Source organism: Kocuria coralli, from assembly GCF_008831305.1.
In the GTDB taxonomy this organism is placed as follows: Bacteria; Actinomycetota; Actinomycetes; order Actinomycetales; family Micrococcaceae; genus Kocuria; species Kocuria coralli.
The window spans coordinates 91,851-103,789 of the sequence record NZ_ML708619.1; the positions used below are offsets into that span (position 1 = coordinate 91,851).

Annotated in this window: 12 protein-coding genes and 1 pseudogene; 7 read left to right on the forward strand and 6 right to left on the reverse strand. The window is 69.9% G+C overall.

What is annotated here, in order from left to right; all coding sequences use genetic code 11:
* Positions 1-30: 30 nt before the first annotated feature.
* The 4 genes from FCK90_RS09770 to FCK90_RS09785 are packed head-to-tail and all read left to right on the forward strand — an operon-like array spanning position 31 to position 2,730.
* Entirely contained in the window at positions 31-519 is a 489-nt protein-coding gene (locus FCK90_RS09770) for an urease accessory protein UreE (protein ID WP_158034120.1), read from the forward strand.
* A gap of 2 nt (positions 520-521) precedes the next feature.
* Positions 522-1,202 carry an urease accessory protein UreF gene (locus tag FCK90_RS09775; RefSeq protein WP_246180123.1) on the forward strand — a complete coding sequence of 227 codons (681 nt, stop codon included), beginning with the start codon at positions 522-524 and terminating at the stop codon, positions 1,200-1,202.
* 51 nt (positions 1,203-1,253) lie between these two features.
* Positions 1,254-1,874, forward strand: coding sequence for an urease accessory protein UreG (gene ureG / locus FCK90_RS09780; RefSeq protein ID WP_158034121.1), 621 nt, complete (start codon positions 1,254-1,256; stop codon positions 1,872-1,874).
* Between the two features lie 4 nt (positions 1,875-1,878).
* The gene (locus FCK90_RS09785; protein ID WP_158034122.1) at positions 1,879-2,730 is read left to right on the forward strand and encodes an urease accessory protein UreD; all 852 of its coding nucleotides are present in this window, start codon (positions 1,879-1,881) and stop codon (positions 2,728-2,730) included.
* 82 nt (positions 2,731-2,812) lie between these two features.
* Here the strand turns inward: FCK90_RS09785 and ald are convergent, their stop codons facing one another.
* Positions 2,813-3,928 carry an alanine dehydrogenase gene (gene ald, locus FCK90_RS09790; RefSeq protein WP_158034123.1) on the reverse strand — a complete coding sequence of 372 codons (1,116 nt, stop codon included), beginning with the start codon at positions 3,926-3,928 and terminating at the stop codon, positions 2,813-2,815.
* A gap of 82 nt (positions 3,929-4,010) precedes the next feature.
* The gene (locus FCK90_RS09795) at positions 4,011-4,496 is read right to left on the reverse strand and encodes an SRPBCC family protein (protein ID WP_158034124.1); all 486 of its coding nucleotides are present in this window, start codon (positions 4,494-4,496) and stop codon (positions 4,011-4,013) included.
* A gap of 194 nt (positions 4,497-4,690) precedes the next feature.
* Between FCK90_RS09795 and FCK90_RS15400 the strand changes: the two genes are divergently transcribed.
* Positions 4,691-5,155 carry a GNAT family N-acetyltransferase gene (locus tag FCK90_RS15400; RefSeq protein WP_246180125.1) on the forward strand — a complete coding sequence of 155 codons (465 nt, stop codon included), beginning with the start codon at positions 4,691-4,693 and terminating at the stop codon, positions 5,153-5,155.
* A complete protein-coding gene (locus tag FCK90_RS09800) occupies positions 5,152-5,859 on the forward strand; it encodes a M50 family metallopeptidase (protein ID WP_181954274.1) in 708 nt (235 codons plus the stop codon). Before FCK90_RS15400 ends, FCK90_RS09800 begins: the two co-directional genes overlap by 4 nt.
* A gap of 131 nt (positions 5,860-5,990) precedes the next feature.
* Here the strand turns inward: FCK90_RS09800 and FCK90_RS09805 are convergent, their stop codons facing one another.
* The 4 genes and pseudogenes from FCK90_RS09805 to FCK90_RS09820 all read right to left on the reverse strand — a co-directional run bounded on the left by FCK90_RS09805 (position 5,991) and on the right by FCK90_RS09820 (position 10,561).
* Positions 5,991-7,148, reverse strand: coding sequence for an ABC transporter ATP-binding protein (locus FCK90_RS09805; RefSeq protein WP_158034126.1), 1,158 nt, complete (start codon positions 7,146-7,148; stop codon positions 5,991-5,993).
* A 191-nt stretch (positions 7,149-7,339) separates the two neighbouring features.
* Positions 7,340-8,614, reverse strand: a complete 1,275-nt coding sequence (locus FCK90_RS09810; protein WP_181954275.1) for a glycoside hydrolase family 32 protein — start codon at positions 8,612-8,614, stop codon at positions 7,340-7,342.
* 42 nt (positions 8,615-8,656) lie between these two features.
* Positions 8,657-8,808, reverse strand: a pseudogene (locus FCK90_RS15735) (carbohydrate ABC transporter permease); the annotation flags it as partial.
* Positions 8,809-8,839: 31 nt separating this feature from the next.
* Complete coding sequence (locus FCK90_RS09820; protein ID WP_158034128.1) at positions 8,840-10,561, reverse strand: glycoside hydrolase family 13 protein; 1,722 nt, start codon at positions 10,559-10,561, stop codon at positions 8,840-8,842.
* Between the two features lie 163 nt (positions 10,562-10,724).
* Between FCK90_RS09820 and FCK90_RS09825 the strand changes: the two genes are divergently transcribed.
* Positions 10,725-11,930, forward strand: a complete 1,206-nt coding sequence (locus tag FCK90_RS09825) for an ROK family transcriptional regulator (RefSeq protein ID WP_158034129.1) — start codon at positions 10,725-10,727, stop codon at positions 11,928-11,930.
* Positions 11,931-11,939: the final 9 nt, after the last annotated feature.

An 11,939-nucleotide genomic window follows, 5' to 3' on the forward strand; every position in this document is an offset into this window, starting at 1 on the left:
ATCCCCACGCCGTCAGACAGGAGCACCCCATTGATCGTCGAATCCGTCCTGGGAAATCTGGACGAGCTCACCGAAGACGAACGCGCCGGCCTGCACCTGGAGCGCGTTCCGCTGGAAGGTCCTGCGTTGCGTCAGCGCGTTCAGAGGGTGACCACCGATCACGGGACGGAGTTCGGGCTGCGTCTGGCGGAGCGCAGGGAGCTGCGCGACGGGGACATCCTGCACCGGGACGGCCGCAACGTCGTCGTCGTCTCGACCCTTCCCACCGAGGTGCTCGCGATCGCACCCGTCAGCGTGGAGCAGGCCGCGTTCGTGGCGCACTCGCTGGGCAACCGGCACCTGCCCGCCCAGTTCTTCGGGCCGGAGGTCGCGTTCGCGGGACTGGAAGGTCACACGGGCGTCATGGTGGTCCAGTACGACCACACGGCCGAGCACTTCCTGACCGACCACGGGGTGCGATTCGCCCGTCTGGACCGTGTGATGGAGCTGCCCTTCAGGCACGCCGAGCACACGCACTGACCGTGGTCTCCTTGGGTTCCGGGCTGCTCGCGGTCCTGCAGTTCGCCGACTCGGCATTGCCGACGGGCGCCTTCAGCCAGTCGCTGGGCCTGGAGACGGCCATCGACGACGAGGCGGTGCACGACGAGACCACCTTCCGGGCCTGGCTCCGGCGGTTCCTGCACCATCAGCTGGCTCCCGCCGACGGATGGGCGATCCGGGCCATCGTGAGGGACGGCGCCGACCCTCTCGAGGTGGACGCCGCGCTGCACGCGATGACCCTGCCCGTGCAGGTCCGGGACGGCAACGCGGCGATGGGCCGCAGAGCCGCCCAGATCGCGGAGCAGAACTTCAGCGGCCCGGCGGCGCAGGCCTACACGACGGCGCTGGGGCGCGGGGAGGTCATCGGTAGCGTGCCGGTGGTCCTGGCGCTGCTGGCAAGGGACCACGGCACCGGATGGGAGGACGCGTGCGCGGCGCACCTGTTCACCTCCCTCACCTCCCTGACCCAGAACGCCGTGCGCGGCATCCCGATCGGCCAGAACGCCGGGCAGCGGGTGCTGCGCGCCATGCATCCCGAGGTCGAGGCGGCGCTGGAGCGGATCGCGGCCATGACCGACGATGAGGTCGGGGCGGTCAGCCCGGCCCTGGAGATCGACCAGATGCGGCATTCCTGGCAGAGGGCCCGGATGTTCATGTCCTGAGGCTCTTTTCCCAACACACGAATCTCAACCCAGTCAATCTAGGAGGCACGGATGACAACGGAACCGGTGCGGATCGGGGTCGGCGGACCCGTGGGCGCGGGCAAGACCCAGCTCGTGGAGAGGATCACGCGAGCCCTGGACGGGGAGGTGTCCACGGCGGCGATTACCAACGACATCTATACGATCGAGGACGCCAAGATCCTGTCCCGGACCTCGGTGCTGCCCGAGGACCGGATCGTGGGGCTGGAGACCGGTGGCTGCCCGCACACCGCGATCCGGGAGGACACCTCGATGAACGAGGCCGCGATCCAGGACCTCGTCAAGCGGCACCTCGATCTGCAGGTGATCTTCGTGGAGTCCGGCGGTGACAACCTCTCGGCCACCTTCTCCCCGGAGCTGGTGGACTTCTCGATCTACATCATCGACGTGGCCCAGGGCGAGAAGATCCCTCGCAAGGCGGGGCAGGGGATGATCAAGTCCGACCTGTTCGTGATCAACAAGACCGACCTGGCACCGTACGTGGGCGCGGACCTGACGGTCATGGAGGCCGACTCGCGGGTGTTCCGCAAGGACAAGCCGTTCGCCTTCACCAACCTCAAGACGGACGAGGGCCTGGAGACCGTGCTCGACTGGATCCGCAGGGACGTCCTGATGCTCGACCTGGCGGGCTGAGGGGATGAGCCCTGTGCCGGAGCCGGAGCCGACCGGCAGCCTCGAGCTGCGTGTCGCCCGCCAGGGCGGGCGGCACGTGATCGCGGCCCAGCGGCATCAGGGCGCCCTGCGCCTGCTGCGACCCGTGTACCTCGACTCCTCGGGGCAGCAGTGCGTGATCGTGGTCAATCCCGGCGGGGGTTACGTGGGAGGGGACCGGTACCGGCTGACGGCCGAGGTCGGCGAGGACGCCTCTGCCCTGGTCACCACGCAGTCGGCCACCAAGGTCTACCGCACCGCCGGCCGGGGCGTGCTCCAGGAGCAGCGTTTCATCGTGGCCGACGGAGCGGTGCTCGAGGTCGTCCTGGATCCCCTGATCGCCTATCAGGACGCCGACTACCTGCAGCGCACCTCCGCCGTCGTCGCCCCCACAGGACGACTGGTGCTCACGGATATCGTGACGCCGGGGTGGGCCCCGGACGGCTCGCCGTACCGGTGGCGATCGGTGCTGCTGCGCACGTCGTTGACCCGCCCGGCGGGTGAGCCGATCGCCACGGACACGCTGCGACTGGTCCCCGACGAGGACGGCGTGGCCGAGCACGGCTTCCTGGGGCGCCGGACCCACCTGGGCACCCTTCTCGCGGTGGCCCCCGAGCTGGACCGGGACGCCGTGGAGGAGGTGCACCGGCTCCTGGCCGACCGTGAGGCCCGCGTCGACGGGCTGCGGGCGGGGGTCTCGCCCCTCTCTTCGCCCGGACTGGCGGTGCGGGTGCTCGGCCCGGCCACCGAACCCGTGCACGAGCTCCTGCTGGACGTCCACGCCGTCCTGCGGAGTCGCTGGGGGAGTCAGCCCCGGCTGAACCTCCGCAAGTACTGACGCCCCCTGCCTCCCGGGCGGCCCCGGTGCTCGCCGAGTTCCCGGTGCCGGGCCCGCGCAGCCAGCGCGGTGGAGCGTCCCCTCACCGGGTATCCGAGCCCCCGGCGGGGCTGGCGAGAAGGTCCGGGAACTCCGAGGCGATGGCCGGATGGCGGATCGCCCCGCCGGAGACCAGCACGCCCCTGCCCAGCGCCTTGTTGTCCTGGCAGGCCTTCTGCCAGCCCGCGTCGGCCAGCTGCGCGGCATAGGGCAGTGTCGCGTTCGTGAGCCCGGCCGTCGAGGTCACGGGCACCGCGCCGGGCATGTTGGCCACGCAGTAGAACGTCGCGGGACCGACCGTGAACGTCGGGTCGTCATGCGAGGTGGCCCGGCTCCCCTCGAAGCAGCCACCCTGGTCGACGGCGATGTCCACGAGGACCGAGCCCTCCATCATCTTCTCCACGGTGGCGCGCTCGACCACCTTGGGGGCCCGGTGGCCCGGTACCAGGACAGCCCCGATCACCAGGTCCGACCGCAGGACGCAGCGCTCGATCTCCAGCGGGCTGGAGACCACCGTGCGCACCCGGCTGCCGTACTGCTCGTCCACCCGGCGCAGGGCGTCGACCGAGAGGTCCAGGACGGTGACGTCCGCGCCCAGCCCGACCAGCTGGCTCAGCGCGTTGCTGCCGGCCGTCCCGGCGCCGATCACGGTGGCCACGGCCGGCCTGACCCCGGGGATGCCCGGCATCAGGATCCCGCGCCCGCCGCTGGTGGACAGCAGCAGGTGCGTCCCCACCAGGGCGGCCATCCGTCCCGCCACCTCGGACATGGGGGCCAGGAGGGGCAGGGCGCCGTCGTCGGTGGCGACGTTCTCATAGGCGATGGCCGTGGTCCCGGCCTCGACGAGGGCCTTCGTGAGCTCCTCGGAGGCGGCCAGGTGGAGATAGGTGAAGAGCACCTGGCCCGGGCGCAGGTACCCGTATTCGGCGGGGGTGGGTTCCTTGACCTTGAGCACCAGTTCCGCACCCCACGCGTCGCCGGCCGTGCCGATGCGCGCACCGGCCGCCACGTATTCGTCGTCGGGGATCCGGGAGCCTTTCCCCGCGCCCTCCTGCACGACGACGTCGTGCCCGTGCCGCGCCAGCTGATGCGCTCCCGCGGGGGTGATGGCGACGCGGTCTTCGTGGTTCTTGGTCTCAGCGGGGACGCCGATGATCATGGCGGGGCCCTTCCTCCGTGGCGGTACGGATCAGCGGTACGGATCGGCAGTGCGTAGTGGCGCTACGACAGGCCACCGGCCGTCAGCTCAGCGCGTTCGCGAGATTGCGCAGGGTGGCCTGCACCTTCGAGGCGTCGACCAGCGGGAACCCCTTCTGGTCGAGCACCTCCTGATCGGTGACCTCGGTCCAGTCGCAGTAGTTGGTCACGCGGGTGCTGTTGTCCGGGGCGGTCTGCAGCAGCCAGCCCCACTTCCATCCCGCCGGGTCCTGGCCCTCGTCGGCCACGAGCCACTCGATGCAGCGCTCGGGGTCGTAACGCGTGACGTAGTTGTCCGTGCGGTACCGGGTGGTCCCATCCGTCCAGAGCATCTCCATGACGAACATCTGATCCACGTATTCGATCGGCTCCTGGCCGACGGCGGCCCGGATCATGCCCGAGCCGTCGATCTCGGCGTGGCTGGACGGTCGCCGGAGCAGGTCCCACACGTCCTCGACCGGTGCGGGGACGGTGGTGGTGACCTTCAGCCGGGTGTCGGTGGACTCTTCACGGATCTCGAGGTTGTTCATGCCTTCCAGTGTGGTCCAGCTCATGGGCTGACTCAACGCTTGCGTCCGCACATGCCGCGAGCTTGCCAGACCGGGCCGCACCCTCTCCCGTCTTGCCCAGCCCTGGCCGGTCCTGGCCCGACGGCCCCCGGTGCGCAGCCGTGCCTCAGGGGGCGGAGGGGCGCCGCCCAGGCCGCGCCTCTAGGATCGGGTCCATGACTGATCCCCAGGTTTTCGTCCTCACCCCCCAGAACATGACCGCCGTGCAGATGCAGCGCGCCCTGCAGTTGCGGGTATCCGTCTTCGTGGCCGAGCAGGGCATCGTGTGCGAGGAGATCGACGACCTGGACCGGGCCGAGACGACCGAGCACATCTGGCTCGAGGCGGACGGCGCCGTGGTCTCCGTGCTCCGGCTCCTCCTGGACGGCCCCGTGATCCGGATCGGGCGGGTGGCCACGCACGCCGCGCATCGTCGTCGTGGGTACTCGGACAGGCTCATGCGCGTCGCGCTGGACCGGGCCGCGGACGCGGGGCGGCCGGTGGAGATCCATGCCCAGGCCTACCTGGAGCGCTGGTACGAGAAGTTCGGTTTCGAGCGCACCGGCCCGGACTTCCTGGAGGAGGGCGTCGACCACGTGCCCATGACGTGGCGCGGCCACCCGCAGGCGGCTACCGCGTGAGTTTCGCGCAGGCCGTCGGCGACCTCTTCACGGCCCGGCCCGTTCCTCCGGCCGATACCTGGGTGCTCGTCCTCTGCGCGCTCGGCGCGATCGCGATCAGCATTCCCCGGGCCACCTGGCGCTGGTTCGGCCTGGTGGTCACGGTGGTCCACGAGCTGGGCCACGCGCTCGCGGGGCTCGTGACGGGCCGCCGCATCATGACCATCCGGATCGAGGCGGATCATTCCGGGGTGACCCATTCGATGGGCCGCGGCGCCTCGGCCATGTGGTCGACCTTCTGGGGCTATCCGTTCCCGGCCGTGGTCGGTGCGGCGTGGACCGCTGCCGTCGGCGCCGGGTTCTGGCCCCTGGCCGCCGTGGTCAGCGCACTGGTCCTGCTCGTCTCGCTCGTCGTGATGCGCGGCTGGCTGTCGTGGTTCATGACGACGACGGCCGCAGCCCTCCTGCTCGCCCTGTACTGGTTCGACGTGGCCCCCGGCCGGTGGCTCATGCTCGCGGTCGGGGCGGCGCTGTGGATCGGAGCCTTCCGGGCCTGGGTGAATCTGACCAGGCAGCATCTGGCGGGCTCACGACGTCGTCGTGCCTCGATTTCGGACGCGACGCTGCTCGCCCAGGGCACCGGCGTGCCCGCAGGTCTATGGCTGGTGGCCTTCCTGGTCGTCATCTCCCTGTGCGGCTTCTGGATCCTGGGTTCCTGGGTCTGAGCCGGTCCTGGTACCGGTCCTGGAACGACGAGAAGTCAGTTCGCAGCCTCGACAACGACGAACGGTCGGTTTGCTCGCCCATCACCGCTGATGGGCGAGCAAACCGACCGTTCGTGAGTCTCAGGCGGCTATCACGCCCGATCGGGCAGGCGGGCCCCCGACTTCGTGTCGAACAGGTGGATGCGGTCCGGGTTCGGCGCCGCCCACACGGTCTGACCGGACTCGACCCGGCTGCGGCCGCCGGTGCGCACCACGATGGTGTCCATCGGGGCGTCGGCCTCGGAGGGCTCTGCGGCGGCCGCGGAGGAGTGGGTGGTGACGATCTTGTTGGCCACCGTCACGGGGGCCAGCGATCCGTACAGGTAGGCGTCGGCGCCGAGTTCCTCGACGACGTCGACGACGATCGGGAGGCCCTCGCCGTCGGCGCTCACCTTGAGGTCCTCGGGACGGATCCCGATGGTGACCTCATCGCCGGTGATCTTGGCGCGCTGCTCGTCCGTGAGCTGGATCCGGCTCGAGCCCAGCTGCAGGACGCCGCTGGAGTCGGGTGCGGCGCGGAACAGGTTCATGGCGGGCGAGCCGATGAACCCCGCGACGAACTCGTTGGCCGGCCGGTCGTACAGCTCGGCGGGGGTGTCCACCTGCATGAGCAGACCGTCCTTGAGCACGGCCACCCGGTCGCCCATGGTCATGGCCTCGGTCTGGTCGTGGGTCACGTAGACGGTCGTGACACCCAGCTCGCGGGTCAGGGAGGCGATCTGCGTGCGGGTCTGCACGCGCAGCTTGGCGTCCAGGTTGGACAGGGGCTCGTCCATGAGGAACACCTGCGGGGAGCGCACGATGGCACGGCCCATGGCCACGCGCTGGCGCTGACCGCCGGAGAGAGCCTTCGGCTTGCGGTCCAGGTACTCGGTCAGATCCAGGATCTTGGCGGCCTCTTCGACCTGACGACGACGCTCGGCTGCGGGGACCTTGGCGATCTTCAGGGCGAAGCCCATGTTGTCGGCAACGGTCATGTGCGGGTACAGGGCGTAGTTCTGGAACACCATGGCGATGTCGCGATCGCGGGGGTCGACGTCGGTGACATCCCGGTCGCCGATGCGGATGGCCCCGTCGGTGACCTGTTCGAGGCCTGCCAGCATGCGCAGGGTCGTGGACTTGCCGCAGCCGGAGGGGCCCACGAGAACCAGGAACTCGCCGTCGGCGATCTCGAGGTCCAGGCTGGAGACGGACGGGCTCGAGGCCCCGGGGTACTGACACGTCACGCGGTCATAGGTAACAGTAGCCATGGCGATTTCTCACTTTCTTTCCCGGCAGGTACGTGCCGGACGATCCGTTGGAAAGATGGTGTTCTGCGATTGAACACAAATGAACACAACGGAGACGATTCTACGCACGAATGTGAGCTGGAACTCATGTTACCCGGAAAATGATGTGATGGATGTCGCAGGATGTCGTGGCGGGCCGCGCCCCTTGATCGTCAGGGCATCGACGGGCCCAGCTCCCACGCCCTGACGTCTCCATCCGAGAAGACGGTCCAGCGCTCGCCGTCCGCCGGGTAGGCCCGCAGTGTCACGGGCATCCCCGTGGCCGGGAAGACCTCCAGCAGCGAGGCGTCTATCACCACCCTGTCGGCGGTTCCCTCCCACACGACCCGTCGCCGGTCGCCTTCGGCCAGGGCGACGACCATGTGCGAGGCCGCGGCCTCGATGTCCGTGGCGTCGGGGAGCTCGGTCCACCGGGACGACGGAACGGCGACTTCGCCGGTTCGCAGCTGCGAGCATTCCCGGGCGGGCTCGGTGTGCACCCGGCCGTCGCGAACGGACACCTCGCGGGGCCAGGTCAGCACGCCGCTCCACCCCGCCTGGTCGGCTTCCTCCTGGGGGCGCGATTCCCTCGCCCAGCCCCAGAGCAGGTTCCGTCCCGGCAGAGCCAGGGCCTGCGGCGCGTAGAAGCTGTCCCCGGCGTCGAGCCGTCCGCTCGTGTTCGGGACGAACGCCAGGGGCGGCCGTCCTTCGGCGGACCGTTCTTCCAGGGTGCCCACAGCCCAGACGGTGTCCAAGAGGTCCGCTCCTCCGTCCGGACGGAGGATCCACCGGGAGATCAGGAGGATCCAGCTCTCGCCGTCATCCGCCGGCACGAGTTGCGGGCATTCCCAGATCGAGGCGTGCAGGGCTCCGTCCAGGGCGGGGTCCTTGGCGTCCAGCAGCCGTCCCTCGTAGCTCCAGGAGTCCAGGTCGGTGGCGTCGAAGAGCAGGAGCGCTCCGCTGCCGTTGGCCAGCCCCGCGCCCTGGATCACCCACCGTCTGCCGGCGAAAGTGAATACGAAGGGATCGCGCATCGCGATGACCTCCGGGTCCTCCGGCATGCGGGCCGCGGGGATCCGTGCCCCCGTGTAGCCGAGGGTCTCCGGATCGCGGTGCACCACGAGCGCGGTCGACCGCCCTTCCGGATCCAGGACGCCCGAGTACACGAACGCGGGGTGGCCGTCGTCGTCGAGGGTGCTCACCCCGGACCAGCAGCCGAACTCGTCATCCCCGCCGTCCTGGGGCTCCAGGGCCACGGGCTCCTCGCGCCAGTGCGCGAGGTCCGCCGAGCTCAGGTGCCCCCACACGATCCGGTGGTGCTCCGCGCTTTCGAGATTGTGCTGGAAGTAGAGGTGCCAGCGTCCCTCATGCAGCAGGAGGCCGTTGGGGTCGTTGACCCAGCCGCGGGCGGGCCGGGGGTGGGCGATGGGGAAACTGCGATCGTTCACAGGCATCTCCAGAAGGTCGTGGGTGACGGAGGGCGGCCTGGTTCACGTGCCACGTCCTGCGGTCAGGCCTTCCCTCAGCCGCGCTGTCCGAAGATGAAGACCGGGAACGCGGGAATCATGGAGATGATCACCCCGGCCAGTACGACCGAAATGCTACCGGTGCTCAGGTCGCCCTGAAGCGGGATCGGGCCCAGTGCCGTCTTCCGGCCCTGGGCCCGGTCCTCGTCAGATCTTCAGCCAGACCGTGGTCTCGCCCGGCAGCTCCTCGCCGTTCCGCTCGGCGCTGCTGATGAGCACCTCGCCGCGCAGCGACTCGGGCAGCTCGACCGGCTGCTCGCCGAAGTTGGTGACGTTCGTCCAGCCGTTGGGACGGCGGAAGGCCAGCACCTGTGGGTCGCCGGTCTCCAGCCATTCCAGGTGCTCCTCCGTCTGCAGCCGACCGCGCAGGGCCAGGGCCCGGCGGTAGAGCGACAGGGTCGAGGCCGGGTCGGTCTCCTGCTGCTCCACGGAGTATTCCGCGAACCATTCCGGCTGGGGGATGTGGGCGGCTCCGCCGAAGCCCAGGGACTCGCCCTCACTGCTCCAGGGCAGCGGGACGCGGCATCCATCGCGCCCCATCCGCTCACCGGGGCTGCGGAAGAACAGCGGATCCTGGCGGTGCTCGTCCTCGATGTCCGCTACCTCGTGCAGTCCCAGCTCCTCTCCCTGGTAGAGGTATGCGCTGCCGGGGAGGGCCAGTTCGAACAGGGTCGCCGCCCGTGCCCGCCGCAGGCCCTGCTCGGCCTGGAGCTGAGGCTCCTGCCCCCGGTTGAGCAGCCAGAACGTACCGGTCTTCTCATCCGAATCCGTGTCGACGGCACGCAGGGCCTTCCCTCCGTCCTGCTGGGAGGGCTCAGGCGGCAGGCCGTAACGAGAGGCGTGACGCACGACATCGTGGTTGGACAGCACCCAGGTGCTCGACGAGCCGGACTTGGCGGCCAGGTCCAGGTTGAACTTCACGATCTCCTCGAACTGCCCGGCGTCGAAGCGCGCGTTCAGCAGGTCGAAGTTGAAGGCCTGGCCCAGGCCCTCGGGGCTCGCATAGGCGGGACGGCGATCAGAGGCGACCCAGGCCTCGGCGACGGCGATCCGCGGCGGCTCGTACTCGTTGAAGACCTGCCGCCACTCGGCGTAGATCTCGTGGACGTCGTCGCGGTCCCACATCGGGTGGTTGCCGTCGATGGGGATCGCATTCAGCTCAGCCTGGCTGGGCAGGTCCTCGGGAAGGTCCTTGCTCAGGCCATGGGCCACGTCCACGCGGAAGCCGTCCACGCCGCGATCGGACCAGAACCGGAGGATGTTCAGGAAGCCCTCGCGGACCTCCGGATTGCGCCAGTTGAGGTCCGGCTGCTCGGTGGCGAAGAAGTGGTGGTACCACTGACCGTCGCCCACGGGCTCCCAGGCGGGGCCGCCGAAGGTCGAGGTCCAGTCCGAGGGCGGCTGCGCGCCGTCGGGCCCGAGCCCGTCCCGGAAGATGTAGCGATCCCGTGCGGGAGAGCCCTTCGGGGAGGCCAGCGCCTCCTTGAACCACTCGTGCTGGTCCGAGGTGTGATTGGGCACGATGTCCACGATCAGCTTGATCCCCGCGGACTTGAGGGCCGCGGCCATCGCGTCGAAGTCCTCCAGGGTCCCGATCTTGGGGTCGACGTCGCAGTAGTCGTCGACATCGTAGCCGCCGTCGGCCAGGGCCGATGGGTAGAAGGGGCTCAGCCAGACGGCGTCGATCCCGAGGGCCTTCAGGTAGGGGACCCGGGTGACGACCCCTTGGAGATCGCCGATGCCGTTGCCGTCGGAGTCGGCGAAGGACCGGGGGTAGATCTGGTACACGGCCGCCTGGCGCCACCACTGCGCATCCGCCTGGTGGCGGGGAACGTGCTGGGAGGTGTCGAGCGTTGCTTCGGCAGTCATGCTGTCCTTTCGGTCGGGTGGTTGCTGGTCGGAGACGGACGGGAAGTCTGGCGGACCACGTGACCACACCATCGGCTCTGCGCACGGTTAAATATAGGCCTTAAATCTAAGGTGGGCAATAATTGGGCAGCGATCTGACGTCACGAGGAGCCCGAGGAGTTGTATGGACACGCAGCGGATGCAGAGCGTCTCCAGCTCTCCGCAGTACTTGCGCAGGATGAACGCCCGGAGGGTCCTGGATCACATGTGGCAGGGCAGTCCCGCCACCGCCTCGGAGCTGATGGAGGCGACCGGGCTGACGCGCTCCACGGTGCTGGCCCTGTGCAAGGAGCTCGCCGGCCAGGGGTGGCTGGAGCCCGTGCAGGGCGCGGGGGAGGGTGGGGTGGCGGCGAAGGGTCGGCCCGCCTTGAGGTACGCCTTCCGGGAGGGGGCCTGCTACGTCGTCGGCGTCGACTCGGGGGCGCATCGGGTCACCGCGGGCGTGGCCGACCTGAGGGGCCGGGAGCTGTCGCAGGCCGTCCGCGGATTCGGTCATGACGAGGTCGGCGGTCAGGAGCGCCGTGCCGAGATCCTCCGGGCCATCGACGATGCACTGGAGCAGGCGGGGGTCGCCTCCCCCCGGGTGGGGGCGCTGGTGATCGGCGTGCCGGCCCCCGTCGACTCCGAGGGGCGCTCGCCTGCGGGCCAGGACGACTTCTGGCCGCTCATGAACCCGGACCTGAGGTCGCTCGCCGACGACCGCGGCTGGGAGTGCCTCGTCGAGAACGACGCCAACCTGGCCGCCCTGGCCGAGCTGCACGGGGACCCCGCCGCCCGGGAGGTCTCCCTCGCGGCCCTGATCGCGGGGGAGCGATTCGGTGCGGGGCTGGTGCTCAACGGCGAACTCCTCCGCCAGCCGCGCCGCGGCGCCGGGGAGATGCGCGTACTGCGGCTGGTCGACGGCGTGGGTTCCGAGGACGGCCTGGCCGTACGCGCCCGGCGGCTCGCCGAGGAGGCGATCCGGCGCGGGGACAGCACGTCGATCCGGGTGACGGCATCCGGTGAGGTTCGCGCCCAGGACGTCTTCGAGGCCGCCGAGCGGGGTGATGCCGTCGCCGAGGCGATCGTCGGTCGCCTCGCCGATGTCCTGGCCCGGGTGTGCGTGACGCTGGCCGGGCCGCTGGATCTCGACCGGATCATCGTGTCGGGAGGCATCGCCCCGGCACTGCACGGCGTGAGTCGGGCGGCCCGCGAGCGCATCGCCGAGCACATGTACGCCCCGTGGCTCGAGGTCAGGGCCTCCGAGCTGGGGGCCGACGCCGTCAGGCTGGGCGCCATCCAGTGCGCGGTCGATCTGGTGCGGGCCTATGCGATGGGCGAAGCTCCGTAGAAGGCGTGC